Genomic DNA, 26077 nt, shown 5'->3' with positions numbered 1-26077 from the left:
TTTCGATCAAAAAAAGCTTCCTCCCTAAAAGGGACGAAGCTGACAGTTCCGTGGTACCACCCTGATTCCCGGAAAAACCGGGCACTCATTACGGCTTAACGCGCCTCACACGTCATTTCCTAATAGCAGCAGCGCTTTCAGAAATGCAGCTCCAGTGGGAAATTCAATCATTATCTGAACTTAAGGAAGCTTACAGCCGGTGACTTCCTCTCTCTGAAAGAAAATAAAGATCTACTTACACTTTCACAGCTTTTACATTAAATATGTCTGTTTTATATTCTAACATATAAAAGATTTCTGTCAAGAAAAATTTATTTTTCCTTTTCCTCTTCTTCTCGGCCTCCCTCAAGAAGCTGCACGTACTCTTTTCTGATCCGCTCCACAGCGGCCGAATGCACCTGCCGGAACTTCTCTTCAAAATAACAGTTGATCTCCGCTCCGATCATAACAATGTTCATACAGATATACATCCACAAGAGGATCAGGATCAAACTGGTCATACTCCCGTACATATTGGACATTCCATCATAATAGTCAAAGTAAAGGGAAAAACCGAAGGAAAACAAAGACCAGGCCAGAGAGGTAAAAACAGCTCCCGGAATCTGGCTTCGCAGCGTTGCCTTGCGGTTCGGCACAAATTTATACAGAAACAGAAAAACAAAAGCCAGCAGTCCCAGTGCGATTACCGTACGCAGGCTGATAATCATAGCTACCAGATTAGAGAGAAAAGGCAGGTGCTTTGTCAGTTCCCTCTGTATGCTGTTTCCGAACACCAGAAGCAGCAGGGTGCATATGATGGCAATCAGAAAGATCATGGTATAAAAGATTGAGCGTATCCTGGTAACCAGGTAATTTCTTGTCTCGCGTATCTGATAGATACAGTTGAGACCATTCGTGAGGGCCTGTATTCCCTTTCCCGCAGACCAGAGAGCAGTCAGGGCAGTGATGGGAACCACAGCAAGGGACTTGTTATACACTTCCTCTATAATACCTGTCACAAAGGATTTGAAGCTGTCCGGACACACCTTAATCACGGCATCTGCCATTTGCTGCTTGCTGATTGGCGTATACTGCACTGATGTAAGCAGAAGCAGCAGAAATGGAATAAATGACAATAACACAAAATAAGCCGCCTGAGCAGAATAGGCAGTCACATGATCTTCATTTATTTTATTCATAAATCCTCTCACTGTCCGGTAGATACGCTTTATCATAATATAAGATCCCATTTCAGTATTTGATGACTATCATAATACCATGAATTATTCTTTCAGGCAAGTTACCGTCAAATCACTGAGCTTCCCCTGCACGGTTTAAGGTTACACCATTATAAAAATACTCCAGAATTTCCTTATATCCATTTCCCTCCTGTGCCATATGCTGGGCACCATTCTGGCTTAATCCCACGCCGTGTCCGTAGCCGCCCCCGTGTATGGTATACCCCTTCAATTCCTCTCCCTCCCGGAGCTCCTCCAGCGTAAAGTAAGCGCTGGGAAGAAGAGAACCTCCATCCACTACTGAGCCGTCCTGCCTGGTAATTTTGAGTCCTCTCGGCGCCAGGATCTGCCGGATTGTATATTCATTCTGTACGGTAACTGTCTCCTTTGGACTGTTGATCCCCATGGACAGGACTGCATCCCCCTCACCCACTTCCAGAATCTCCAGAGAACTTAAATCAGTAATCTCAGGATAGCTGCTTTGGATTCCCTTCAAAAGCTGCTCTTTTGAAAAGGTTACGCTCCAGCGGTACCAGGGTTCTTCTTTGTCGTACTCGCACACAACACTCTTCAGATAAGCTGCGGGGGCAGATGCCTCCCAAACCTCATCTGTACTTGTCTTTCCGTGAGAAGTAGAGAAATAATAGGCATCTATGGGACTTCCATTCTGGCAGAGAATCTCCCCCCTGGTGGCTGCTACCGCCTCATCTGTTCTCTCATTTGTGCCGCTGTTTTGATAGACTTGGAAAGAGACACTGTCGTCCACCTGAGCCCCCAGGTCTTTTAACTTGTTCTCCCCCAGCTGGACATAGGCATAGGTTCTGGCGCACACAGCCTGGGCTTTTAAAGCCTCCATTTCATAGGAGGAAGGCATCTCACTGGGAACAACCCCCCGCAGATAAGTCTCCACAGGAAGTTCATTCACTATGCGCAGCCCCGCCTCCTCCTGATAAATAGTGAAGGCCCCCTGATAGGAAGGATTTCCCTGACCTCTGGATACACTTAAAAGAGTAAGCTGGTTATTCTCCTCCAATGGTTCTATCCGAAAGGAGCCGTCCCTGAAATAAGGAGAATCCCTTTCTACAGTGACAGTCTCTCCTGACTTGAGAGATGCTTCCTCCCCTCCAGTTATCCTGTAATCCCCCCGGATGGTAAATTGAAGGGAGGAATGTTCATAGCTGCTGTAGTCATCTGTCTTTATCAACACTTGTATTACTTTATCCTCAGATTCTGTCTCTGCCCCAGACTGTTCCTCCTGGGGTTCCTGATCCTGGGTCTTCTCCACAGTTTTCGTACTCTGCCTGGCATCCCGGATACTGGCTCTCTCGTTTTCCTTTAAGAGCCGCTCTTCCCTCAGGTTCATGTACTGGGTATTATCATCCTTTCTTCGGGAAAAGAGGGCCAGGAACAGGATGCACAAAAAGCATAGTATAATAACAATCAGTTTCCATATAATTTTATTTTTTAGCCTCATACCAATATTATATGCAGAAATACAAAAATAAGAAATCAGGGACACTGCTTTTTCTGCAATATCCCTGATTTTATTATCTTAATTTTTATTCAACTGTAAATTTATAGACGGTTGTAGTATGATAAGTCTCACCCGCCTTCAGGACAGGTGATGGAAATGCAGGTGTATTCACTGCGTTGGGGTAATACTGTGTTTCCAGGCAGAACGCACTCCGGCGGGGATAAATCAGGCCTTCCTTGCCCACTACATTATCGATTCCATTTCCCGCATAAAACTGTACTCCCGGCAGATCCGTGAAAACTGTCATCAATATTCCTGTCTCTCTGCAGTAAGCCTTTGCTGCCTCTTTTAATTTTCCAGGCTCCCAGTCCAGTACATAATTGTGGTCATATCCACCTGTATATCTCAGCTGATCGAAGTCAGCGTCAATCTCCTGCTTCATTGGTTTTAGTTCTGTAAAATCCATAGGTGTGCCGGCGACGTCGGCAATCTCTCCGGTTGGTATTGATGCAGCGTCAATCACAGGATTATACTTTGCTGCATGAATCTGAAGAAGCTGACCCATGGCGTAACCGCTCTCATGCCCTCCCAGATTAAAATAGGAGTGGTTGGTGAGATTTGCCACCGTATCCTTGTCACAGCTGCCTTCATAGTGAATTCTAAGTTCATTCTCATCGGTAAGTTCATAGGTTACAGTGACAGAAAAGTTGCCGGGGTATCCCTGCTCCATATCCGGACTGAGATGATAAAAGGTAATACTGCTTTTCTCGTCATCCAGAGCCTTCACTTCCCAGATCTTCTTCTCATATCCGTCAGGTCCGCTGTGAAGATTATTCCCGTTTTCGTTCTGAGGAATCTGATATTCGGTTCCATTTATCTCAAATCTGCCTCCTGCAATTCTGTTTCCGCTCCTGCCTATGGTAGAGCCGAAATAGCAGGGATTATGTAAATATTCTGTAACACTGTCATAACCCAGCACTACATCCTTCAGATGCTTGTCTTTATCCGGAACCAACAGAGATACCAAAATCGCTCCGAAGTTTGTAACTTTCATTACGGAGCCGCTCTTATTTGTCAGCTCATACAGATATACTTCTTTCTCATCATCTGTTCTGCCAAAGCTTTTTTCAATTATTCCCATTCACTGTACCTTCTTTCCGCATGTCTTTTTCAGAAAAAGAGCCATTAAAAATGGCTCTTTTTTATCTTTTGTAACAGCTATCATTTGTAAACCCAGGATGCCGTTCCCTATCTTCTGACTCCTAGCTACTGCTAGGTGGGTTTCCGCAACACCTCTTCTGTCTTCCGCTGCGCAATGACGGCCTGACATCTGAGGAGCAATGTAGGAATCCCGTTTAAAGTAAATGTAGGTTCAAAATGACAGGAGTCATCGAACATCCCAGGAATTACTTTCTTTTCTTTGATTTTATTATACTCTAGTCTCCCGCATTTTTCAATATTAATACTTGAATTGATGTACCAATTTTTGTGAATATTGAGAATTTTCTACTTGAGGGCATTATGAAAGCCCCCGGTATTCACCGGAGGCTCTGCTGTACGCATTAGTTTAATTCATCTACTACTTTCTGAATAGCTGCCAGAGCATCGTCAGGAAGTTTATTGTAGCCTTCGTTCTTTTCAGAGAATGCTTTGATTTCATTTACACGGTCATTCATACGTGCTTTCAGCTGTGTCACATATTCTGTGTCGTTCATGTCCGGAACAAAGCCTTCCCATTCAAAGATTTCGATGTCTGAGAACGGACCCCACTGTTTGAATTCTGCTTTTTTCTCAACAATTGCTTCCAGGATTCCTAAGGTATCTTTTGGCTGTACCTTTTTGCCCATGAAATCACCTGTGTTGATGATATAGCAGTCTACATTCTTCTCTTCCACCAGCTTTTTGAACTTAGAATAGTCATCAGCTAACGGATAGGTTCTGAATGGGTTAGCGTAAGGAACAACTACCAGCTTGTTCGGATCTACCCCTGGTGCCAGACGCTCTGCTGTGGAACGTTTAGTGGCAAGAGTTGCGCCCATTACAGAAGCCAGGGAAGCGCCTTTTAACTTAACTACCGGAGGAATGGTCGGGTCTTTCATAATCCAGAAGATAGCGTTAACCGGCTCGTCAATTTTATCCACACGGTTTGGCGCCCACAGTTTAGATTTGATGGCACGTCCGTTTCCGTTTCTGATATCTTCTGTTACTAACTGTACTTTGCCCTCATCATCTAAGGTTGCAGAGCAGTTCTGTGCAGTTAACAGGAATTTATTGTCAGGGCATCCAGCAGGATAATCCTGTGTTTTATCGAAGTAAGTAGGCTCCAGGGCGATGGATGCACAGGTATCTGTGTTAATAATAAACGCATCGTCGTGAAGTACTTTAATTTCGTATTTTCCGTTATGTTTTGCGTGGGTCAGAGTGGATTTACCGGAACCTGACAGCCCGTATACAGATGCTACATATTTGGAACCGTCAGCCAGTGTGTACTCTTTCTGTCCGCCGTGGCAGGCTGCATATCCGTTGCGGTTGGCGATAGCCCATGCCATGGTCAGTGTACCTTTTTTATGTTCACCGAAATATCTCATACCAAGGATGCAGGCACAGTTCTGATCGGTATTGAAGTAGCATAATGTCTGCGGATCACTTAAGCAGTCAAAATTCACACCCGGATGATCTACCGGTGACCACTGGGGATCAGAGAAAATAAAGATATCTGCCTCTTTGCCGTCTCCCACAGCTTTGGAGTTTTTATACATTTTTACGTATTCATCTGACATATACTGGAAGTTCAGCATCCAGGAATACATAACATTTTCTTCTCCTTCCGGAATCAGAAGGTGAGCTTTAACCATAAATTCAGGATCCAGACCTACATATACTTCTGCATGGTACATAGTTTTCCAGCGGGCTTCATAGATAGCATCCATAGCCACTTTGTCCAGAGCCGCACAATCTACTCCGGGTTCTCCGGCAATACGGCGTGCTGCTGCATAACGTCCGGTGATGGCACCGTCATTAAATAATAATACCTTTGCATCTGGTTCCAGTCCAAATTCTTCGCCTCTATAAACCGGCATATCTGTAACAACTGTTCCAGGAGAGTTTTTGGCTAACTCATATGCCTCTTTTAATGTGTTAACTTTAACCACATTGTTACCGTAAAATGCAGCTTCAATGATGGAACGTGTTTTGCTGAATCCTGCCTTGCCAGCACCAATTTCATTAATTGGATAGTATGCTTTTGTTGACATGTTATGTCCTCCTTTTTCTCCAAAATCAAACCTATTATCTCATTTTCCTCTTACGGTGTCAATACTTTAACAAACGATTTCGAATTATTTTCGCAAGATGAATTATTTTTATATGCATATTACCTAAATTAGTCCACTTTATCCAGGCGTCTCGTATATGAATGTCTTATCAGGGTTTGAAACGGCCAATCGGCTATTTTAAAGTAAATATTTACATACTTCCCTGGCTGTATCTATTTTTTCAAACCAATCGTCAGACAATTGATGTAAATGAGTGAAATGAATTATTTTTGTGTCTGTCCTGCATTTTAACGGTAAACGCAAAGAGATGTCCGGATCATTACCCCCGGACATCTCCTGTTTTCTTATATTCCCAGAATTTTTTTAACAATCTTTGGCATCTCTTCTACTTCCACTGTAGTATTGTGGAGCACCGGAGCGGTACGGATTTCTTCGATGGCATTGGGCACCGGTGTATTGGAAATCTTTGACAGTTCATCCACCAATTCAAAATCCCCCATGGAAGCATACTTCTCATCAATGGCTTCCATTACGCTTCTCGTGAATTTGTACGGACTGGCGGTAGAAGCGATTACCGTCTTTTTCCCGTCTTTTGTCTCTTCTTTGTATTTTTCATAGACAGCTGCCGCTACCGCTGTATGTGTATCAATCACATAACCAGTATCCTCATAGATTCTTTTAATTGTCTCTGCTGTCTCTTTCTCAGATGCATAATTCCCATAAAAATCTTTCAGTTCTTCCAGCATCTCACCGGTTATGGTATATTTCCCTTCCGTTTTTAAGCTGTCCATAAACTCCTGATTCTTTTTTGCATCATTCCCGGTTAGGCGGAAAATGAGGCGTTCCAGATTGCTGGAGATCAGAATGTCCATAGAAGGGGAGGTTGTAAGAATAAACTCCCTGTTCTTGTCATAAGTGCCAGTGCGGAAAAAGTCAAACAAAACCTTATTGTCATTGGAGGCACAGATCAGTTTATCAATGGGCAGCCCCATATTCTTGGCATAAAAAGCTGCCAGAATATTTCCAAAATTACCTGTGGGCACTACTACATTAATTTTCTCATCTTTTTCGATTTCGCCGTTGCCGTACAGAGTGGCATAAGCATAAACATAGTACACAATCTGAGGCACAAGACGTCCGATATTAATAGAGTTTGCAGACGAGAACTGGAACCCTGCTCCGTCCAGCTCCTCTGTCATATTCTTGTCATTAAAAATATTCTTAACCCCTGTCTGCGCGTCGTCGAAGTTACCCCGGATACTTACAACATAAGTATTCTTTCCTTTTTGGGTAACCATCTGCTTCTCCTGAATAGGGCTCACTCCGTCTTTGGGGTAAAATACAATTATTTTCGTTCCCGGAACATCAGCAAATCCGGCCATCGCCGCTTTTCCCGTATCCCCTGAAGTTGCCGTGAGAATCACAATCTCATTCTCTGCGTGATTTTTTTTGGCTGAAGTAGTTAAAAGGTATGGTAAGATGGAGAGCGCCATATCTTTAAAAGCGATTGTAGATCCATGAAACAGTTCCAGATAATATGCCCCGTCAGACTTCGCCAAAGGTGCTATTACTTCTGTATCAAACTTTTTATCGTATGCCCGTGCAATACAGTCCTTCAGTTCATCCTCTGTGAAATCCGTCAGGAATTTGCTCATAACCGTATAAGCAACCTCCTGGTAGCTCATCCCCGATAAGGTTTCGATATCCGTGTCAAGGGCAGGGATCTGCGTGGGGACAAACAGTCCTCCGTCCTCAGAAAGTCCTTTTAAGATTGCGGCAGATGCCGGCACTGTCTCATTGTTACCCCTTGTGCTTTTGTATAAAATCTCCATGTTTTCCATTCCTTTTCTATGTATTCATTATTGTTGCTCGACCCTGAAAATATCTACCGGAATGATTCCTCAGGGCATAAGGTGTTCATTGCATGTTAAAGTATACCATAGGAATTTCTTCCTTACAAGTAGGAAAGGAAAGGACGCCTGCTTCAAGCTACGCCCTTTCCCTCTTATTCTGTCTCATCGTCAGGATAAGTATAAAAATCATGAACTCCATACTTAAAGAGTTTCTTCAAATCCTTGTCAAACCATTCTACATTTTTCTTTTCAGCCTGTTCCTTTGCCACAAAGAATAAGGCTCCTTTGGAATAATCTTCTCCGTCTATCGCTCTGTTTACTGCCTCTCTCGTGGTATCAGAGACGGTAACCGTATGTATTCTTCCGTCAGAGGTAGGGGAAAACTGAGGTTTTCCTGCAACCTTTTCCCATACAACCTTTGTCACCGTATCCGGAAATCTGGAATCCTTTACGCGGTTAAAGATTACATTGGCAACCAGGATACGCCCTCTCATATCTTCACCGCCTGCCTCCGCTTCCACAATAGACAGAAGTGTCTCATAGTCATGATCCGTCATGCGCATCCTGTCTTCCACCACATCCACGGAATGATCTCCCAGATATTCCACACTGGTAGCCACTTCTTCTCCCACTTCTATTCTGGATTCCCTGGCCTGTGTTGCCGTCCGCTGCCCTACCAGAACTGCCTCATAGGAGGTCCCTATTCGACCGACAGTATTGTTCGTATTCTGTGTAACCAGAACTCCTGAGATAATGCCTCCCAGTCCGGATAAAGATTCTTCTTCCTCCGGTTCTTTCTCTTCCTGGGAAGGATTATCCTTTTCAGCCGCCGCATACACTGCATTCTTTCCTCCGCTGCCGAGCGCATTGGACGTAAAGGCAACTGCGGCAACCGCTACTGAGCCAACCAATATGACAGCACAGGACCTGCGCTTCTTTTTCGTGATTTTTTCTGCCAGAAACTGAAAACCGTACAGCAGATTTCTGATTAGTTCCATAAGCTGGTTCCTTAACCTCTTCCTCAGTAAGATATCAACAAGTTCCAAAATAAGTGATTGTTTTAAAATTATAAAATAATTACTTGGTATTCGTCAATATCTAAGGAATTTTTTCAGCCATTTTTCACAAAATTAAGCAGATAATTTCTGAGTATTTTTGGGTATATTTCACAAAGTTTTCAGCAAATTTAGACATTTACCGATTGTTGATTGCTGTTACCAGCGCATCGATGGAAGCCCGGATAATATCAGGATCCACACCTGCTCCCCAGGCCAGAGAACCGTCTGGTTTTCTGATTCCCACATAAGCTATGGCCTTGGAACTGGAGCTCTGCTCTAAGGCATGTTCCTGATACGTTACCAGATCATATTTCAGCCCATATGCCTTCTTAAGCGCATTGCTTACCGCATTGAGGCGTCCGTTTCCGGCCGCTTCTGTCACCGACTTCTGTCCTCCGGCAAAGGTTGAAGTCACTGTGGTTGTAATCCCCTCTTCTGTCTGCTGGAAATGAACTTCGCGGATATTCAGCGGCTCCACTACGTTCTCGAAGGTTTTCTTGAATAATTCGAATATCTCCTCCGGCATAAGCTCCTTGTGAGTGTGATCGGACACTGCTTTTGCTGCGTATCCCATGGCCTCTCTCATCTTGGCGGGCAGATTCAAACCAAACTTTGTCTCCAGAATGTAGCCCACGCCGCCCTTTCCGGACTGGCTGTTGATACGGATCACATCGGCATCGTAATTTCTGCCCAAATCCTTGGGATCGATTGGAAGATACGGTACGGTCCAGTGTTTGGGATCTTTCTCCTCCAGCCATTTCATTCCCTTTGCAATCGCATCCTGGTGGGAGCCGGAGAATGCTGCAAATACCAGCGCGCCGCTGTAAGGCCTGCGCTCGTCAATATGCATTCCCGTATATTCCTCGTACTGCTCGCAGATCTCAACCATGTTAGAGAAATCAAGCTCCGGATCCACGCCCTGAGAATACATATTCAAAGCCAGAGTCACAATATCCACGTTGCCGGTTCTCTCACCGTTTCCAAATAGAGTCCCTTCCACCCTGTCTGCTCCGGCTAAAACGCCCATCTCCGCATCCGCTACGCCGCAGCCCCGGTCATTGTGAGGATGTATGGACAGGATTACATTCTCCCTGTATTTCATATTCTCACTCAGATACTCAATCTGGCTGGCGTACACATGAGGCATAGAGTGCTGTACGGTAACAGGAAGATTAATGATCGCCTTTTTATCCGGAGTCGGCTGCCAGATGTCAAGAACCGCATTGCAAACTTCCAGGGCATATTCAGGCTCTGTTCCGGTAAAGCTCTCAGGACTGTATTCAAACAGAAAATTTCCCTCTGTCTCCTCTGCCAGTTCCTTCAGGAGAGCTGCGCCGTCCACTGCAATTTTCAGGATCTCTTCTTTTGATTTTTTAAATACCTGTTCTCTCTGCGCTACGGAAGTAGAATTATATACATGTACAACGGCTTTTTTTGCCCCTTTTAAGGCCTCAAAAGTTTTTTTGATAATGTGTTCCCTTGCCTGTGTCAAAACCTGAATGGTAACATCATCAGGTATTAAATCCTGCTCAATCAATGCTCTCAAAAACTGGTATTCCGTCTCCGATGCTGCCGGGAACCCAACCTCAATCTCTTTAAACCCGATTTTAACAAGAAGTTTAAAAAAATTTATTTTTTGTTCCAGACTCATGGGAATCACAAGAGCCTGATTCCCGTCTCTAAGATCCACGCTGCACCAAACAGGTGCTTTGTCAATGTACTCCTTCTCTGCCCATTTCATACATTTCACCGGCGGCATAAAATACTGTCTGGTATACTTGCTGCAATTTGTCATAATTATATCCTCCCTGATTTTTATTTTTTGATAAAAGAAAAAGCCCTCCGTTCTATCCCGGCATTCACTGCCTGATAGAGACGAAAGACTGCTAACTGTCCTACGCGGTACCACTCTATTTTATGAAGTATCTTCATACGCTCTGCAAGATACGGGTCACTGCAATAACCTTATATCTCTCCCTGAATAACGGTCGGGCTCCGTCTGCGTCTACTTTTCCTTAGAATTTCGGGCAGCCGCTCGGAGGCGAGTTCAGATTATTCTCTCTGCCGCTTTCCACCTCCCAGCAGCTCTCTGTCATCGAAAATAAACTTACTATTCCTCTTCATCGCTTTTTCTTATATCAATTTATAGAATATAAGATAACATTTCTCTTATCCATTGTCAATCATTTTCTAAAAATGAGTACAAAAAAATCGGGGCAACAGGATTTGAACCTGCGACCTCACGGCCCCCAGCCGTGCGCGCTACCAAGCTACGCCATACCCCGATATGTGTCAGTGTCTCTTATCTGACCCTGACTACTATACACTATTTTGTTGTGCTTGTCAATAGCGAGAAAGGGATTCGAACCCCCGACACTGCGGGTATGAACCGCATGCTCTAGCCAACTGAGCTATCTCGCCCCACCGCTTCTGGACTACCAGAGCGAACTTCCATATATTATCACTATTTGCCTTATTTTGTCAATAGTTTTTCACAATTTTTTTATCTTTTCCTCCTCTTAGTTTTCTACTATAATAAAAATAAAAAGGAGAATACATTATGATAAATCCATCTGCCCAAGAATTGCTGCATTTCTTCAAATATACTATGAAGCTTCAGGGTCTGTCCGTTGTGGATACCGCGGCTCTGATGGGCATAGAACCCCAAGCCCTCTGCCGTCTGCTTTCCGATACCAGTCTGACATTTCAGCAAGCTGTATGCATAGCCAGTGCTTTAAACTGCCAAATTCAGGTAGAGGACAAAAGGGAAGGCGGGGAAAAGGAATTTACTTGTAAGTCATACTCGCCATTTAGTAAGTAAAAAAGTGCTCCTGGCAAGCGGACAGCCCTCCGGAAGGAATTCCTGCTCAGCCCAGGTAACTCCTCACACGGAGGTGTCCCCGGGAAACAGGATCCCGCCCGGAACTGCCGGCTCATACCGCAGAGTGACGTCTGCATCATTATTGATTGATGTAATTAATAAGCCCCTCTGCCTTTATAATCTTCTGCATAAAAGGCGGAAACGCCTGCCCTTTATATTCCGTACCTTTTGTCTTATCGTAAATCATTCCGCTGTCGAAGTCTACTTCAACCTCATCGCCGTTTTCAATTGCTTTAGCTGCCTCAGGGCATTCAATAATAGGCAGACCGATGTTTATGGAATTTCTGTAGAAAATGCGGGCAAAGGTTTCTGCGATCACGCAGCTTACGCCTGCTGCTTTAATGGCGATGGGCGCATGTTCTCTGGAAGAACCGCATCCAAAGTTTTTATTTGCCACAATAATATCACCCTTTTTGACTTTGTTCACAAACTCCTGGTCAATATCCTCCATACAGTGTGTAGCCAGTTCTGCAGGGTCAGAAGAATTCAGATATCTGGCGGGAATAATTACATCTGTGTCTACATTGTCACCGTATTTAAAAACTGTTCCATTTGCTTTCATCTATATCTCCTCCTATAATCCTAGTTCAGCAGGATCTGATATTTTTCCTGTCACAGCGCTTGCCGCTGCCACTGCAGGGCTTGCCAGGTACACCTCGGAATCCACATGCCCCATACGGCCCACAAAATTTCTGTTGGTCGTGGACACGCAGCGTTCATTGGCAGCCAGAATCCCCATATAGCCTCCCAGGCAGGGACCGCAGGTAGGGGTGCTGACCACAGCACCGGCTTTTATAAAGGTCTGTACCAGCCCTTCCTCAATCGCCTGCAGATAAATGGCCTGTGTGGCTGGGATCACGATGCAGCGCACGCCTTTTTTCACCTTATTGCCTTTCAAAATATCAGCCGCACAGCGAAGGTCCTCAATACGCCCATTGGTACAGGAGCCAATCACTACCTGATCAATCACCACATCCTCTGTAATCTCATCCGTGGTCTTTGTATTCTCCGGCAGATGGGGGAAGGCTACGGTTGGCTTTAAGGAACTGAGATCAATGGTATATTCCTCATCATACGCAGCGTCTTCATCCGCCTCGTATACCGTATAAGGTCTGTTGGAGTGTTCTTTCATATAGGCTTCTGCCAGGGCATCTACAGGGAAGATGCCATTCTTGCCGCCTGCCTCAATTGCCATGTTGGCAATGGTAAAGCGATCATCCATAGAGAGATTCGCAATTCCCTCCCCGGTAAATTCCATGGATTTGTAAAGCGCACCGTCTACCCCTATCATACCAATAATATGAAGAATAACGTCTTTTCCGCTCACCCATTTAGATGGCTTTCCAACGATATTGAATTTGATAGCGGAAGGGACTTTAAACCATGCTTTTCCGGTTGCCATACCGGCAGCCATATCTGTGCTTCCCACGCCCGTGGAGAATGCCCCCAGTGCGCCGTAGGTACAGGTATGGGAATCGGCTCCGATAATCACATCTCCTGCCACAGTAAGGCCTTTTTCCGGAAGCAGGGCATGCTCAATCCCCATGTCTCCCACATCAAAGTAGTTGGTAATATCATGTTTACAGGCAAACTCTCTTACACATTTGCAGTGTTCTGCTGATTTGATGTCCTTATTCGGAATAAAATGGTCCATTACCAGGGCAATTTTATCTTTGTCAAATACAGTATCCCCTTTTATCTTATCCATTTCATGAATCGCCACCGGGGATGTAATGTCATTGCCCAGTACCAAATCTAAATCTGCCTCTATTAACTGTCCGGCTTCTACAGAATCAAGTCCGGCATGTGCAGCCAGAATCTTCTGTGTCATTGTCATACCCATTCCTAAATCCTCCTTTATGTTCCAGTACTTTTCTTTCATTTCTTTAGTTGTAATTCTAACACACTTCCTGGTATAATAGAAATACATATAATGCATATTTACTATAACTATTGATTATATATTGCTGCTGGCTCCGTGTCCTGCAGCCCTCTGGGTAAGCCATAAAAATTTCCTGAGGGATCCTATGGCAGAAACAGCAGCTATTCTATTACAGGGAGGAAGTATGGATCAAAATCTTTCGTTATACAAAGTCTTTTATACCGTAGCCAATTCCAGAAACATTTCCAAAGCCGCCTCTGAGCTTTTCATCAGCCAGCCCGCAATCAGCAAATCCATCCGAAAACTGGAGCAGAGCCTTGGTGTCACCCTGTTTTCCAGGAATTCCAGAGGCGTCCAGCTGACAGAGGAGGGAGAGATTCTCTACGAATACGTAGAACGGGCCTTCGACTCTCTGCAGTTAGGAGAGGCGCAGCTGAAAAAGGTCAATGAGCTTGGCATCGGCCATCTTCATATCGGTGTCAGTACTACTCTGTGCAAATATATGCTTCTGCCCTATCTGAAGGCCTTTATCAAAGCTCATCCCCACGTAAAAATCACCATTGACTGCCAGTCCACCAACCACACCCTTCAGCTGCTGAAAGAAAACAAAATTGATATCGGCCTGATCGGGCGGCCGGACAGTCTGCATCACATCTGCTTTGATTCCCTTGGAGAGATCGAAGACATTTTTGTGGCCACAAAAACGTATCTGGACAACCTTTCTCTGAGAACCAGAAGCAATGAAATGGATCTCTTCCGTTCAGCTACGCTGATGCTGCTGGACAAAGAAAATATGACCCGCCAGTATATTGATGACTATCTGTCCCTTCACCATATTGAGACAAATAATCTCCTGGAGATCTCAACCATGGATCTTTTAATTGAATTTGCCAAAATCGGTCTGGGGGTTGCATGTGTTATCAAGCAGTTTGTCTCAAAAGAGCTGGAGAATGGAACCTTTGTGCAGATTCCTCTGCCCTTTCCTATTCACAAACGGGAAATAGGTTTTGCCTATCTGGAGAATCAGCAGCATTCAAATGCAGTGAAAGATTTTGTGGCCTTCTACACCGCCCAGAAGCCCCAATAAAAAACCGGTTCCTGGGAACCGGTTTTTTATTGTCTGTTTTAGTTATCAATTAATTTATTGCCATCATTCCAGCTGTATAATTTGCGGAGTTCTTCTCCAACCTTTTCTAACTGGTGATTTCCTTCTTTTCTTCTCATAGCGTTGAAGCTTGGGCAGCCAACCTGGTTTTCCACTAACCAGTTGCGTGCGAACACACCGTCCTGGATATCTTTTAAGATCTGCTTCATAGCTTTCTTTGTCTCATCAGTAACAATCTTAGGTCCTGTGATGTAGTCGCCGTATTCTGCGGTATTAGAGATAGAGTATCTCATTCCCTTGAATCCGCTCTCGAAAATCAGATCCACAATAAGCTTCATCTCATGGATACACTCAAAATATGCGCTTTCCGGTTCATATCCGGCTTCCACCAGAGTTTCAAATCCAGCCTTCATAAGGGCAGTTACACCGCCGCAGAGTACAGCCTGCTCTCCAAAGAGGTCAGTCTCTGTCTCCTCACGGAAGGTAGTCTGCAGAACACCTGCTCTTGCACCGCCGATAGCCAGCGCATAAGCCAATGCTTTGTCATGCGCCTTGCCTGTATAATCCTGATGCACAGCGATCAGACAGGGAACGCCTTTGCCCTCCTGGTACTGGCTCCGAACTGTGTGTCCGGGTCCTTTGGGCGCAATCATAGTAACATCTACATTCTTTGGAGGACGAATCTGTCCGAAGTGGATGGCAAATCCATGCGCGAACATCAGCATATTGCCCTCTTCCAGATTTGGTTCAATAGACTCTTTGTACATAGCTGCCTGTTTCTCATCATTGATCAGAACCATGATGATATCAGCTTTCTTTGCAGCTTCTGCTGCAGTATATACTTCAAACCCTTGTGCTTCTGCTTTTGCCCAGGATCTGCTTCCTTCATAAAGGCCGATGATTACATTGCAACCGGATTCCTTGGCGTTGAGCGCATGTGCATGTCCCTGGCTGCCGTATCCGATAATGGCAATTGTTTTGCCTTCCAATAAGGAAAGATTACAATCTTCCTGATAATAAATTTTTGCTGCCATATTACTTTTCCTCCTACTATGTTTACTTTTTAATATATTTGTTAGGGAATATGAAATCCTCTAGCTAACTATTTTTACAGAGCGAAACTATGTATTAAAGGTAACGGACATCTTCCGCCCCTCTTGACAAACCAGTGATTCCTGTCCGCGCAAGCTCCAGAATCTCATATCCATCCAGAAGGTTCAGGAACGCTTCCAGCTTTGTCTGTGTACCTGTCAGTTCCACTATCAGTGACTCTTTTCCGATATCAACAATATTAGCCCTGAAAATATTGGCTACAGCGATTACATTCTGCCTCTGCTCCGGACTGGTACGAACTTTAACAAGAATCAGCTCCCTGTTAACGCTTTCATTATCCTTTAATACTTTAATATCTCTGACATCCTCAAGCTTTTCCAGCTGCTTGGTAATCTGCTCCAGAATCAGCTCATCACCTCTGCAGACCACTGTCATTCTGGAATATCTGGGATCCGCCGTCACGCCTACGGTCAGGCTGTCGATGTTGTATCCCCGTCTGCTGAAAAGCCCTGCAACACGGCTCAGTACACCGGCGGTATTTTCTACCAAAATGGATAATACTCTTTTCTTCATACCCTACCTTCTCCCTGTATTAATAACTTCTATATTGCAGTTAATTCTATCAATTATTCAATTTTTTGTCAATGGATTTGTCGAGTTATAACTAATTCGTATGAAAGTTATAACCTATAGGAATAAACATACAGGTGCGGAAATTCCTGCAACAGAATTTCCGCACCTGTAAAAGCTGCCTTTCAGAGAACTCAGCTAACCTTCCAGACGAATTCTCCATTTTCCTGTATTCCATAAAAATCACTGAAGTTCAGCTCAAAAATATCCTTTTCAATAGAAGCAATAGGAATCTGATTCTTTATCAGATACTGCCAGATACCGGCGTGTGAAATATCCCCCTGAAGGAGTACTCCAGCCACTTTTCCATCCCGAAGGAGTATCCGTTTATAATTACGGGCATCCTCTCTGGCGATCACGACATCTTTTTCCTCCGGCTTTATAACTCCTACACACAGAGAGGCCAGCCCGAAGAAGTTGATCGTATTTTTAACGGCAAAAGTATCTGTGTAAGCAACTTCAGATCCCATCATATTAAGAGCTGCTGTTTCGCCCTGCTTCATGGCATTTGGCCAGATACCGGAAAGCCCCGTAACATCTCCGGCCGCATATACACCCAAAACATCGGTCTGCAGATACTCATCTACCTGAATTCCCCTGTCAATTCTGATTCCTTCCCCGTCCATGCCGACAGTGCCCGGACGTACTCCGGCTGCTACTATCACCATATCACAGGGGATTTCCTCCCCATTGTCCAAAAGCAGCCGGGTTACTTCCCCTTTTTCATCGCACAGGGTATCCTGTGCTTTTCTGCCAAGATAGAAGCGGCATCCTGCATTCTCAAAGCGCTTCTGATACTCTTTGGCTCCTTTTTCATCCAGCTGAATGGGCAGAATTTGATCTGCCATCTCAATTACAGTTACCTGTTTTCCCTGTTCCATCAGCCCGCAGGCCGCATCCAGACCCACCAGTCCGGAACCGATGATGGCAATCTTTGAGGAGACTTCTGCCTTTTTGTCAATTGCCCTGGCATCCCTCAGATGGCGAAGCCCGAACACATTGGATGCCTCCCGAAGTTTTCCTACCGGAGGGATAAAGCTTTCCGCCCCTGTGGCTATCAGCAGCTTGTCATAAGAGATCTGCTGCCCATTATCCAGAACCAGTTCTTTTGATGAGGTATCTAGCTTCACTGCAGTGCATCCCGGCATCCATTCTATGTTGTTTTCGCAAAAAAAGTCTTCCGGAACAAAATTCAGTTCCTTTTCATCCCTCTCATGACTCAGATATTTGTGAAGCATGCAGCGGGAATGTACTCTGTCGTCTGTGGAGATAATAAGTATGGAATCTTCCTTTCTCCCCTTTCGGAGTGTCCTGGCTGCAGTAATGCCTGCAGCGCCTGCACCTAGAATTACATATTTCATACCTTACACCTCCTCGATATAGATAGCTTCTTTTGGACAGGCTTTCACGCAGCTGGGTTCCCCTCCCGCGTCTTTGCAAAAATCACATTTGATAATATGCATACCCGTTTTGTCGTCTGGCTTCAGAACTCCGTAAGGGCAGTTCATGACACACATAAAGCAGGAACCGCATTTTTTTTCATCATAACAGACATGTCCGGATTCCGGATCCTTTGTCAAAGCCCCGCTCATGCAGGACATAACACATTCCGGCTGATCGCAGTGGCGGCAGAATATGGGGGTGTAGCCCCCGGTTCTGTTTTTATAGATAAAGTTTCTGGATTCGTTGTCCGTATCCAGGAGATTCAGATCATATAAAGTACCAGTATCTTTTCTATGGGCCTGCATACAGGCCAGAGAGCAGTTCTTACAGCCGTCGCATTTTGACGCGTCAATTATTATTCTTCTCATACCCTCAGCCCCTTTCTATATATGCAGTCCGGCACGTTTCTCCTCGATAATTTTCTCCAGAATATCCGCACTTTCTTTTCCGTCGCCGTTGATGATCACCTGACCGCCGGTAAGATCTTTCATATCTTCCGTTAACACTTTGGTTACCAGCTGGCTTCCTGTGACAAAGGGAGGAAGTCCAAGATGCAGAGGGAGTCCAAGGGCCAGACCAAAGCATCCGTCAGCCAGGGCCTGTTCCTCCAGCCACTGTGCTGCGGACAGGGCGAGAGGAAGCTGGGGAATATCAATGCCGATGGCCTCAGCCAGTTCTGTTGCAACAATCTCCAGTCTTCCGATCGCCAGACAGGGCCCAAAATTCAGTACCGGAGGAATTCCCAGCTTTTCGCAGACAGCACGCAGCTTCGGGCCTGCAAGTTTAGCTGCCTCTGGTTCCATTAGTCCGCAGTTTTCAATGCCTCCTGAAGAGCATCCTGCGGTAAGGACAAGAATGTCTCTGAAAATTAACTCTTTTGTGAGATCCACGGTCAATACATCATGGCCTCCTGCAGTAAGATTAGAACATCCTACTACTCCCACAATACCTTTGATATCTCCGGATACAATCAAATCAATGAGAGGCTTCCAGTTCCCGCCCAGGAACTCTTTTAAGGATACCTCGCTTACTCCCGTAAGCGTTTTATCATTTCCGTGCTCAGGGAACAGATTCATCTCTACTTTGCCTCGTCTCTCCTTATACGCGGCAACGATTTTATCGATGATTTCTTCACTCTGCTGTTCTCTCTCCTCAAATATAAAAGGTTTCATCTCTGCATTTGCCTTCTTTGCTACACTGTCAAGACAAATCTGCTTAATCATCATTTTGTCACAGATGGGCTCTATACCCGGAAGTGTACAATTAAACTCTGAGAGTACGGCATCTATTCCGCCTGTGGCAAGCACGGCTTCACTGGTATAGTTATTTCCTGCATGGCCGTCGAAGACTTCCTGATAATGGGCCCCTCGAAGCTGAAGATCCTGACCGACACAGGTACATCCAACCAATTTAAACCCTTTGGCGCCTGCCGCCTTCGCTTTTGCCACTGCCTCCGGAGAGGTCAGGCGCTCCTGCAGATCTACAAAAATTGTATGCTGATGCCCGGTTATCATAATATTTATATAATCCGGATCGATGACGCGCAGTCCAACCGGGGCCATACGAAGCTCAGGCTCTCCCAGAAGCACATCATTCAAAAGATTCGTCAGTGTCAGACCATAGATCCCTGTAGAAATGCCTAGCTTCAGACAGTCTGTAAGCATATCCGCCGGATCAGAATTCAGGTTCGTAGAACATTTTACCACTCCATGAAAAACTTCTCCCTTGGCGCCTCCGGGCAGGATCCCAAGCTCTTCCCATTTTTCATAGCGGGGAGCATAGGCCATCTTCTTTACCAGTTCCATTTTTTCATATTCAGGTTTGTATAGATCAGCCAGGACAGCGTCTGCCACCTTTAAGGCTGTCTCATATTTGTCCTTACCTTTCAGGCCGAATATTTGAGAAAGACGCTCCAGCGCTTTTTCCCCTTTGATCTCTCCTTTTGCCAGAGCTGTCTTCTTTACATTCAGGGCTGTATTTTCTACTACATGAATATAACATCCGGATCCTGCTGCCACCGCCCGCAGAAAATTTCTGGCAACAATGGTGTCCGCAGTGGCGCCGCAGATCCCTCTGGGTGCTTTTGGTGTGATACGGCAGGGACCATTGGAACAAAGACGGCAGCAAACCCCCTGAAGTCCAAACCCGCACTTGGTGCTCTGCCCCTCCACTCTGTGGTGAGACGTCTCCACTGAAAGATTTTTTATGTACCCTTCCAAAGGCTTATCTGCACTTGCACATGTGTTACATCCAAAACATTGATTCATCTTTTTTTCCTCCTGAATACTTGATTATTTTTATCAATTTTATTTCCGAAAAAACAGCAATTCCTGAGAATTACTGGATTGATAATATTATATCAATCTTAACCTTTTTAGTCAAGATTATTTCACACTTTTTTTGCAGAATTTTCCATAGGAGCTGCGTACAGTCAGCCCTCCTGTCCTTTAGACTGACTGTACCAGGCTGTCCTATGAATGATCTCTGCACTTGTTTTTCAGGATCGCTGTGCATACCGGCCAGGAAAACGAAAGCCTGCTCCTATTGTCTGAATACCTTCCATTTATTTATCACTTCACGGATGGCCTTTTCTGATCCCTCCTTATCCTTGCCGTAATTACCGGCTATTTCCTTAATTTCCTGTATCTCCTGATAAGAAAGAGAAAACGTATACTCAGGTTCTTCCTTCTTCAGCCTCTCTTCCAGTTCACTTCTGCTCCAGTGGGAATCTTCTGCCAGCGTATCCAAATATTCCAGAGAAATAAACCGGACATCTGCATCCTCACCAGGCTCTTCCTCAGTGTCTGTGATTTCTATATGCAGCTTTGCATCGCAGGCCTTCCCGAATCTGTCGGCAGCCGTCACTTCTCCTGTGTATTCCCCGGGCAGAAGCCCCTGTTCCATGGAAACCGACTCACCGTCGGCGTCCTTTATTTCTGTCAGCATAAGGGATTTGCGTATATCCACAACCTGCCCGTCCCTGTCAAGGACACCGGCAGCTCTTGCCATATCATCTTCTTGGTCTTTTACTGTCACATAATTTAGCAGCTTGGCTTCTGATAGTCTGCCTGCCCTGGCTTCCTCAGCTGTTAAAACCACCCGTTTTGGAACTGCAATTACCGGGGGATTATTGTAAACCACATAAACCGGCATCTCACAAAATGTTACATTCCCAGCTGAGTCTTCGGCTCTGCACCGCAGAATATCAGTTATCCTTTCTCCTTTCTCCATTCCCTTGTACTGATACGTATCAAGCATATAGCTGTCCGGAAGTCCTTGCATAAACTCCTGATCCTCTCCCTGATAACCGCTTTTGGTTCTGCCATAGGAAATTTGGGTAATCTCTGCTTTATCAGTAATATCGCCATCCTCAGTGTCCATCCCCTGCAGTATCCCCTTCTTCAGCTGAGACGCACTCACCTCTTCCCCTTCATAAAATTCATTTCCGCATACTTCCAGAGAGGGCGCGGTATCCCATATGGCATAGAGTGTAATCTCCCTGATTCCTTCTGCCTCAGTAAATGGATACATGGACAACAGCTTTTCAGGAACGACCTCCTCCATAGGATGAAACAGCTTTCCGTTCACGCTATTTACTTTTCCAAGTGACCATCCCGCAAAAGCAGCCTGTTCTCTCTCAAACTCATTATCACGGATTCTGTAGGTTTTGTGTACAGAGACCACCTCGGAGCTCATCACCCCGGTTCCCCCGTTTGCATCATAATGTATTCTGCAGCCAGAGGAAGTCAGATATACACTGTAGGGATAAGATGTCAATTCCAGGCTCCCGCTTTCCAGGACAAGGAGTTTTCCGGATGCAGTATTCTGCGTTTTTTGTTCAAGCGAGTATTTGTCTAATTCGCTGTCTCCCGGCATAAGGGTATAGTGGGCCAGCACCCTGCCCTGAAAGGTATCTTCTGCCGCCATTTGGCATACAAAGCGTTCTATGCTTCCTGTCACTGTAATAAATCGTGAGGGAGCCAGAAAAACTTCTTCTTTTACCCTGGGATTTCCATATGCCTTCAGAGTTCCGTCCAGATAAACAGCCCCTCCTCTTGCTGCAGAATTATTCTCCAGCGTGCTTTTGGACAGCTCACAGGCAGCTCCATTCAGAATACAGATTCCGCCGCCGTCTTTTGTCCCGGAATTATTTTGAAGTGTGCCTCCTGAAACAGAGGTTCGGGCAAAGGAGGATGCACCGCAGATTCCCCCTCCCTGGGACGCCTGGTTTCCTGTGACTTCTCCTCCTGTCATTGTAAAGGCACCCTGGTTAAAGATACCCCCGCCTCTGGAGGCTGTATTATCCTTTATGGTTCCGTTTTCCAACAGGAAATCTTTCTTGTTGATGATTCCCCCTCCATCGCTCCCACGGTTGGAGGATACTGTCCCGTTTTTCATGGTATACTTTCCTTCGTTCAGAATCCCTGAGTTTTTGTTGCTGCGGACATTACCTGAACAAAACAGCAATTCTCCAAAATTATATATTCCGCACTGATTGCTGTATATCTCCGGTGTCCCCTCCAGCTTCGCATATCCATTGGGATACAGCAGAAAGCCATATCTGTAGTTTTCATATATCTCAACATTCGTAACGCTGAACTCCGCATATTCTGAAGACGCAACCCCATATTGATTTCTGTAGAAATCTCCTCCTGTCAGAATGCCCTTGGCGCCTGTCCTCTTCCCCTCATAGGTTCCGGCTATGTATAACCCGGTATCATTTTCATAAAACTTCCCTCCCGACACCTGAACGGTTCCATAGCTTCCTACCCCGTCATGATAATTTCCCCTCAGACTGCCTGACTCTACAATAATCAGGCTTTGGACCTCCCCATAGATTCCATGACCGATAGAATTCTGAATGCAGACACTGCTTCCCTTTACACGCAATGTACCCCCTGTTTTTACAAAAAGATTGCTGGTAACATCGTCTGCCACCTTATCTTTTTGTCCATCGAATACAAGGCTGCCTTCCAGGGATACGCTTCCGGTGATGACCCATCGCTTTAAGCCAGTGCCATATATCGTACAGCCTGAGCTGTTGGGGGCAGTGGTTACCGTCATAGTCTTACCGATTCTAAGTTCCGCTTCATTTGCAAGACTTGATACTGTCAGCCGGACGGTAGAACAGTGGCCCGAGCCTACGGCCTGCTGCAGCGTCTTAAAGCTGCCTATCCCTGCCGTAGTACAGTAACCGCTTCCATTCACATAGTTATTGCTGTCCACCCAGGTGTTTGTGGCAATATACCCATTGTCTTTGAAATAATACCAGTCATATACCCCATCGTACGCCAGGTACTGCCAGCAGTTTTTGTAGTACGCGGTAGTACTGTAGGCATACCACCATCCGGTATTGTCACTGTTCCATCCTACCTTGTAGGATGCACGTACCGATGCCAGGAGCTTATTTGTCTTTTGTACTTCTGTTTTCAACTCTTCCGCGGGCCCTTTTTCTTTAGGTACCTTTTCTCTGGAGGCTGCATCCGCGGCAGGCTGCTCTTCTTCCTCAGACGGCAGTTTTGTCTCTCCCTTAATAAACGAAGCAAAGCTTTCCAGAATCCGCTTTTTTTCCTTCTCATCCGGAAGCCGAAGTAAAACCTTTGTCAAAGGAATCAGGACTTCACGCTCCAGGGCAGACATTTCATCCTCCTCTGGCTCTTCCTCAAAATATGTCCCCCAGCACATATAGGTATCGGTCAGGGACTTCAGCTGAGTATACATCTCTCCCTCCGACTGATAATCCTCTGTCATTTTCGCCAAAGCGGCCTCCGCCTCAGCAAATCCTGTCCCCGCTGCCCCGTTCCGAATGCTTTCATGATAAATCTGTGCCAAATACAGACAGGTATAAAACTGCGCCTGCAGTTCTTCTCCTGATACCTGCCGGGTGCCATTCTCCTTTAAACCTTCCTCTGAAAGTCTGAGTATGTTTTCTTTTTCTGCACAGATAGCAAAATAAAACGTATACGCCCTTAAAAAGAAGTATTTCTCCGCCTCTGACAGTGACAAAAAGACGGTTCTTTTGTCATCCTCCGGCAGCAGATGGAAGGATTTTATGTTTTTCTCCAGATATTCGGCTGTCTGAATCAATGTTTCCTCTTTCTTCTCATCTGTCTCGTCTTCTTCATTGTTCTCAGCCTCCGCCCAGTCTGCAGATTCCTGCCTTTGCGCGCTGACCGGAGATGCTGCCGTCAGGAAAACACCTGCCAGAACTAAGCTGACCATCCTGATACCGTTTCGTTTCTTCCTCAGCCTCTTTTTTCTAAGATAACCGCTCTTCTGCAGGTAATCACCCCCTCTTTTCCTGTAAAATGTCTATATTTTTCTTTCAGAAGAAGTTCCAGCATTCCTTTCTCATAATCTACATTCATAACGGATATCTCTATATCTCCATAGCTTTCTATCTGGCAGCAGAGATTGATCAGAAAATCAGCCACCAGCTCTGTCTCATTCCGAATCTCATAGGTTTGATCCGCATATAAAATTTCCATGGACTGTTCAATAGCAATCGCTGCACTTTCTTCCATCTCACTTTTTCGTATACTCCTTCCATGGACTGTGAGTACTGCTGCGCCGGTTAAAACAAGAAGGAGCAAGGATAAAAATGATATAACAGCTGTTTTCATACCTCCTCCTTATCTGGCATATCCTCTGATCTCATGTATCTCTGATTTGCTGTGGAGAATCCCCACTGCATACGTATATTTTACAACCACCTCGCACATCTTGCGATTCGGGATAATCTCTCTTACCTCGACCGGTTCCAGCTCATATCCCAGTCTGTCCGCTTCCCTGTACAGGCTGCTAATCACATCCGGATTATAATTGCTGTTCTCGATCTGGCTGACTGCGGAAGCGTGAAAATTTCTCGCATTCTCAGCCGCAATGCTGCCGGTGACCAGTGAAGTGCCCATAAGCGATAAGAAAAGCAAAAGTATAATTCCTATAAAATATCCTGGAAGTCCTTTCATATCTCCCTCCTGCGTTTAGTAGGATAAGCTCTCTGCCATCCACAAAAATACAGCTACAAGGCATCCGCCTAAAATTGCGATAGCTGCCGACTGACAATATTCTTCAATAATTTCTCTCGTAATTCCACCTACTTTCTTTACATTTTTCTCACAAAGATACGGCAGCTGCTGTTATCTTTAACCGCTTCTTTGTACATGGCCTCAGCTGCTGCTGCCTTATCCTCCCTGTCTGCCACAAGCTGCAGACAGCAATCCCCCACATTGGTAGCAGTCTGCAGGAAACATCCTTCGTACTGCGCGGGACACCCCAAAAGCGCAATACTGCCCTTTAGCTTCCCACAGTTTTTAAACGTATTTCTGCAGTTTCTGACACTGGAGGGAATGGGACCTGCCAGTTCCAGATTCCCGCAGTCTTCATACATGCCCTCAATGTCTTTGGCCCCGTCAGGGATACCAGCCGCCCTGAGCTGGTTGCAGCCCTTAAACGTAAACCGGAAGCTTTCAGCGGTCTCAGGCATCCGGGGGATTTCTTTAAGACTTCTGCACTGGTAAAACCACCCGTCCATACAAGCTGTCTCAATTCCCTCCTCAATCCTGCACACCTCTATGGTTTCTCTCACATCTTTCCAGGGAACCGTATCCTGATTCAAAGGCTTCACTCTCCCTTTTCCCTCCAAAGACAGGAGAAGAGTCTCATCCTCTTTTTTATAGAGCCTTGCCCTCACATCTTCTCCCTCCTCTCCCATCTCCCATTCTTCTATAAGAGCTGTAATCAGAGGGTCTGCCTTGCGGCTTTGTATCTGTATGTATCCGGATTTGCAGGTCTCCATATAGTCTTCTCCTGTAAGGACAAACCAAATTTTGATTACTCCTGGTTTATCTCCCGAAATCTCATAACTGCCATTGACTTCTGTACCGTCTTCCAGATAATACTTTACCTGTTCCCGCAAATCAGAGCTTGTACCATGACTTGCTTCTGTGATCATATCCTGCAGAAATAGAGAATCCCCGATTTCCAGCACCTTGTTTTCCACCGCAAGCTTGGGGCTTCCTTTTTTGCTGAGCTTCTGCAGAATTTCCCGTGTCTCGCTGGTGTCCGCCGCGCCTGAAGTCACTGAAAAGCCTCCCAGCACCTTAAGAATTCCCTCCGGATATAGCAGAATGGCGGCGAAAATTCCTGCAATTACTGCGGCTGCAGCCATTCTCCCGTGTTCTCCAAACAGCTGTCTCATATCCTT

General features: G+C 45.4%; 20 protein-coding genes, 2 tRNA genes, 1 other RNA gene and 2 other annotated features. Of the genes, 2 read left to right on the top strand and 21 right to left on the bottom strand.

Translation table 11 applies throughout. The features are described 5' to 3' along the window. Nucleotides 1–26: 26 nt before the first annotated feature. Nucleotides 27–256 (bottom strand) — a binding site (T-box leader). 55 nt (nt 257–311) lie between these two features. The 10 genes from ACGHCT_RS12570 to ACGHCT_RS12525 all read right to left on the bottom strand — a co-directional run bounded on the left by ACGHCT_RS12570 (nt 312) and on the right by ACGHCT_RS12525 (nt 11298). Further along, nucleotides 312–1178 (bottom strand): YihY/virulence factor BrkB family protein, encoded by an 867-nt coding sequence (locus ACGHCT_RS12570; RefSeq protein WP_226905333.1) that lies wholly within the window; start codon nt 1176–1178, stop codon nt 312–314. A 112-nt stretch (nt 1179–1290) separates the two neighbouring features. Beyond that, nucleotides 1291–2580, bottom strand: a complete 1290-nt coding sequence (locus ACGHCT_RS12565; RefSeq protein WP_256281273.1) for a SpoIID/LytB domain-containing protein — start codon at nt 2578–2580, stop codon at nt 1291–1293. A gap of 196 nt (nt 2581–2776) precedes the next feature. Next, nucleotides 2777–3832, bottom strand: coding sequence for an aldose epimerase family protein (locus ACGHCT_RS12560; RefSeq protein WP_226903522.1), 1056 nt, complete (start codon nt 3830–3832; stop codon nt 2777–2779). Nucleotides 3833–3917: 85 nt separating this feature from the next. Next, nucleotides 3918–4100: non-coding RNA, 6S RNA (gene ssrS, locus ACGHCT_RS12555), on the bottom strand. Between the two features lie 153 nt (nt 4101–4253). Then, nucleotides 4254–5945, bottom strand: coding sequence for a phosphoenolpyruvate carboxykinase (ATP) (locus ACGHCT_RS12550; RefSeq protein WP_256281270.1), 1692 nt, complete (start codon nt 5943–5945; stop codon nt 4254–4256). 365 nt (nt 5946–6310) lie between these two features. Then, the gene (gene thrC / locus ACGHCT_RS12545; protein ID WP_390436153.1) at nt 6311–7798 is read right to left on the bottom strand and encodes a threonine synthase; all 1488 of its coding nucleotides are present in this window, start codon (nt 7796–7798) and stop codon (nt 6311–6313) included. Nucleotides 7799–7971: 173 nt separating this feature from the next. Continuing rightward, nucleotides 7972–8817 carry a cell wall hydrolase gene (locus ACGHCT_RS12540; protein ID WP_072851017.1) on the bottom strand — a complete coding sequence of 282 codons (846 nt, stop codon included), beginning with the start codon at nt 8815–8817 and terminating at the stop codon, nt 7972–7974. A 196-nt stretch (nt 8818–9013) separates the two neighbouring features. Further along, nucleotides 9014–10672, bottom strand: coding sequence for a 2-isopropylmalate synthase (locus tag ACGHCT_RS12535; protein WP_072851015.1), 1659 nt, complete (start codon nt 10670–10672; stop codon nt 9014–9016). Nucleotides 10673–10745: 73 nt separating this feature from the next. Further along, nucleotides 10746–11010 (bottom strand) — a binding site (T-box leader). Nucleotides 11011–11088: 78 nt separating this feature from the next. Next, a tRNA-Pro gene (locus tag ACGHCT_RS12530) sits at nt 11089–11162 on the bottom strand. A 62-nt stretch (nt 11163–11224) separates the two neighbouring features. Continuing rightward, nucleotides 11225–11298, bottom strand: a tRNA-Met gene (locus tag ACGHCT_RS12525). A 139-nt stretch (nt 11299–11437) separates the two neighbouring features. On the opposite strand from ACGHCT_RS12525, the gene ACGHCT_RS12520 reads away from it, so the two are divergent. Next, nucleotides 11438–11698: a hypothetical protein gene (locus ACGHCT_RS12520; RefSeq protein WP_390436151.1), complete on the top strand. Its 261-nt coding sequence runs from the start codon at nt 11438–11440 to the stop codon at nt 11696–11698. 139 nt (nt 11699–11837) lie between these two features. On the opposite strand, the gene leuD is transcribed toward ACGHCT_RS12520, so the two are convergent. Together leuD and leuC are read right to left on the bottom strand one after the other, a co-directional pair. Next, entirely contained in the window at nt 11838–12320 is a 483-nt protein-coding gene (leuD, locus tag ACGHCT_RS12515) for a 3-isopropylmalate dehydratase small subunit (RefSeq protein WP_072851011.1), read from the bottom strand. Between the two features lie 12 nt (nt 12321–12332). Continuing rightward, nucleotides 12333–13601 (bottom strand): 3-isopropylmalate dehydratase large subunit, encoded by a 1269-nt coding sequence (gene leuC, locus ACGHCT_RS12510; RefSeq protein WP_390436149.1) that lies wholly within the window; start codon nt 13599–13601, stop codon nt 12333–12335. Nucleotides 13602–13824: 223 nt separating this feature from the next. Between leuC and ACGHCT_RS12505 the strand changes: the two genes are divergently transcribed. Continuing rightward, nucleotides 13825–14727 carry a LysR family transcriptional regulator gene (locus ACGHCT_RS12505; RefSeq protein WP_072851100.1) on the top strand — a complete coding sequence of 301 codons (903 nt, stop codon included), beginning with the start codon at nt 13825–13827 and terminating at the stop codon, nt 14725–14727. A gap of 38 nt (nt 14728–14765) precedes the next feature. Here ACGHCT_RS12505 and ilvC read toward each other — a convergent pair whose 3' ends face one another. From ilvC to ACGHCT_RS12460, 9 genes are all read right to left on the bottom strand, one after another. Then, complete coding sequence (ilvC, locus tag ACGHCT_RS12500) at nt 14766–15779, bottom strand: ketol-acid reductoisomerase (RefSeq protein ID WP_072851007.1); 1014 nt, start codon at nt 15777–15779, stop codon at nt 14766–14768. Between the two features lie 94 nt (nt 15780–15873). Continuing rightward, nucleotides 15874–16371, bottom strand: coding sequence for an acetolactate synthase small subunit (gene ilvN, locus ACGHCT_RS12495; protein WP_072851005.1), 498 nt, complete (start codon nt 16369–16371; stop codon nt 15874–15876). Between the two features lie 191 nt (nt 16372–16562). Continuing rightward, entirely contained in the window at nt 16563–17789 is a 1227-nt protein-coding gene (locus ACGHCT_RS12490; RefSeq protein ID WP_390436147.1) for an NAD(P)/FAD-dependent oxidoreductase, read from the bottom strand. 3 nt (nt 17790–17792) lie between these two features. Then, nucleotides 17793–18239: a 4Fe-4S dicluster domain-containing protein gene (locus tag ACGHCT_RS12485; protein ID WP_072851001.1), complete on the bottom strand. Its 447-nt coding sequence runs from the start codon at nt 18237–18239 to the stop codon at nt 17793–17795. 15 nt (nt 18240–18254) lie between these two features. Beyond that, nucleotides 18255–20138 (bottom strand): anaerobic carbon-monoxide dehydrogenase catalytic subunit, encoded by a 1884-nt coding sequence (cooS, locus tag ACGHCT_RS12480; RefSeq protein WP_390436145.1) that lies wholly within the window; start codon nt 20136–20138, stop codon nt 18255–18257. A 274-nt stretch (nt 20139–20412) separates the two neighbouring features. Then, on the bottom strand, nt 20413–24093 hold the full coding sequence (locus tag ACGHCT_RS12475) for a hypothetical protein (RefSeq protein WP_390436144.1): 3681 nt from the start codon (nt 24091–24093) through the stop codon (nt 20413–20415). A gap of 23 nt (nt 24094–24116) precedes the next feature. Continuing rightward, the gene (locus ACGHCT_RS12470; protein WP_072850993.1) at nt 24117–24494 is read right to left on the bottom strand and encodes a hypothetical protein; all 378 of its coding nucleotides are present in this window, start codon (nt 24492–24494) and stop codon (nt 24117–24119) included. 9 nt (nt 24495–24503) lie between these two features. Next, a complete protein-coding gene (locus ACGHCT_RS12465; RefSeq protein WP_072850991.1) occupies nt 24504–24839 on the bottom strand; it encodes a hypothetical protein in 336 nt (111 codons plus the stop codon). Between the two features lie 137 nt (nt 24840–24976). Continuing rightward, complete coding sequence (locus ACGHCT_RS12460; protein WP_390436142.1) at nt 24977–26071, bottom strand: hypothetical protein; 1095 nt, start codon at nt 26069–26071, stop codon at nt 24977–24979. Nucleotides 26072–26077 lie beyond the last annotated feature (6 nt).

The sequence above is a fragment of the Lactonifactor longoviformis genome, from assembly GCF_042848515.1.
In the GTDB taxonomy this organism is placed as follows: domain Bacteria; phylum Bacillota; class Clostridia; order Lachnospirales; family Lachnospiraceae; genus Lactonifactor; species Lactonifactor longoviformis.
This window is presented reverse-complemented; position numbering and strand designations above follow the sequence as displayed.

What these genes read in the sequence shown, in the direction of transcription:
- ACGHCT_RS12570 (WP_226905333.1), bottom strand. Translation starts at nt 1,178, where the DNA reads ATGAATAAAATAAATGAAGATCATGTGACTGCCTATTCTGCTCAGGCG.
- ACGHCT_RS12565 (WP_256281273.1), bottom strand. Translation starts at nt 2,580, where the DNA reads ATGAACCTGAGGGAAGAGCGGCTCTTAAAGGAAAACGAGAGAGCCAGT.
- ACGHCT_RS12560 (WP_226903522.1), bottom strand. Translation starts at nt 3,832, where the DNA reads ATGGGAATAATTGAAAAAAGCTTTGGCAGAACAGATGATGAGAAAGAA.
- ACGHCT_RS12550 (WP_256281270.1), bottom strand. Translation starts at nt 5,945, where the DNA reads ATGTCAACAAAAGCATACTATCCAATTAATGAAATTGGTGCTGGCAAG.
- thrC (WP_390436153.1), bottom strand. Translation starts at nt 7,798, where the DNA reads ATGGAGATTTTATACAAAAGCACAAGGGGTAACAATGAGACAGTGCCG.
- ACGHCT_RS12540 (WP_072851017.1), bottom strand. Translation starts at nt 8,817, where the DNA reads ATGGAACTAATCAGAAATCTGCTGTACGGTTTTCAGTTTCTGGCAGAA.
- ACGHCT_RS12535 (WP_072851015.1), bottom strand. Translation starts at nt 10,672, where the DNA reads ATGACAAATTGCAGCAAGTATACCAGACAGTATTTTATGCCGCCGGTG.
- ACGHCT_RS12520 (WP_390436151.1), top strand. Translation starts at nt 11,438, where the DNA reads ATGATAAATCCATCTGCCCAAGAATTGCTGCATTTCTTCAAATATACT.
- leuD (WP_072851011.1), bottom strand. Translation starts at nt 12,320, where the DNA reads ATGAAAGCAAATGGAACAGTTTTTAAATACGGTGACAATGTAGACACA.
- leuC (WP_390436149.1), bottom strand. Translation starts at nt 13,601, where the DNA reads ATGGGTATGACAATGACACAGAAGATTCTGGCTGCACATGCCGGACTT.
- ACGHCT_RS12505 (WP_072851100.1), top strand. Translation starts at nt 13,825, where the DNA reads ATGGATCAAAATCTTTCGTTATACAAAGTCTTTTATACCGTAGCCAAT.
- ilvC (WP_072851007.1), bottom strand. Translation starts at nt 15,779, where the DNA reads ATGGCAGCAAAAATTTATTATCAGGAAGATTGTAATCTTTCCTTATTG.
- ilvN (WP_072851005.1), bottom strand. Translation starts at nt 16,371, where the DNA reads ATGAAGAAAAGAGTATTATCCATTTTGGTAGAAAATACCGCCGGTGTA.
- ACGHCT_RS12490 (WP_390436147.1), bottom strand. Translation starts at nt 17,789, where the DNA reads ATGAAATATGTAATTCTAGGTGCAGGCGCTGCAGGCATTACTGCAGCC.
- ACGHCT_RS12485 (WP_072851001.1), bottom strand. Translation starts at nt 18,239, where the DNA reads ATGAGAAGAATAATAATTGACGCGTCAAAATGCGACGGCTGTAAGAAC.
- cooS (WP_390436145.1), bottom strand. Translation starts at nt 20,138, where the DNA reads ATGAATCAATGTTTTGGATGTAACACATGTGCAAGTGCAGATAAGCCT.
- ACGHCT_RS12475 (WP_390436144.1), bottom strand. Translation starts at nt 24,093, where the DNA reads ATGGTCAGCTTAGTTCTGGCAGGTGTTTTCCTGACGGCAGCATCTCCG.
- ACGHCT_RS12470 (WP_072850993.1), bottom strand. Translation starts at nt 24,494, where the DNA reads ATGAAAACAGCTGTTATATCATTTTTATCCTTGCTCCTTCTTGTTTTA.
- ACGHCT_RS12465 (WP_072850991.1), bottom strand. Translation starts at nt 24,839, where the DNA reads ATGAAAGGACTTCCAGGATATTTTATAGGAATTATACTTTTGCTTTTC.
- ACGHCT_RS12460 (WP_390436142.1), bottom strand. Translation starts at nt 26,071, where the DNA reads ATGAGACAGCTGTTTGGAGAACACGGGAGAATGGCTGCAGCCGCAGTA.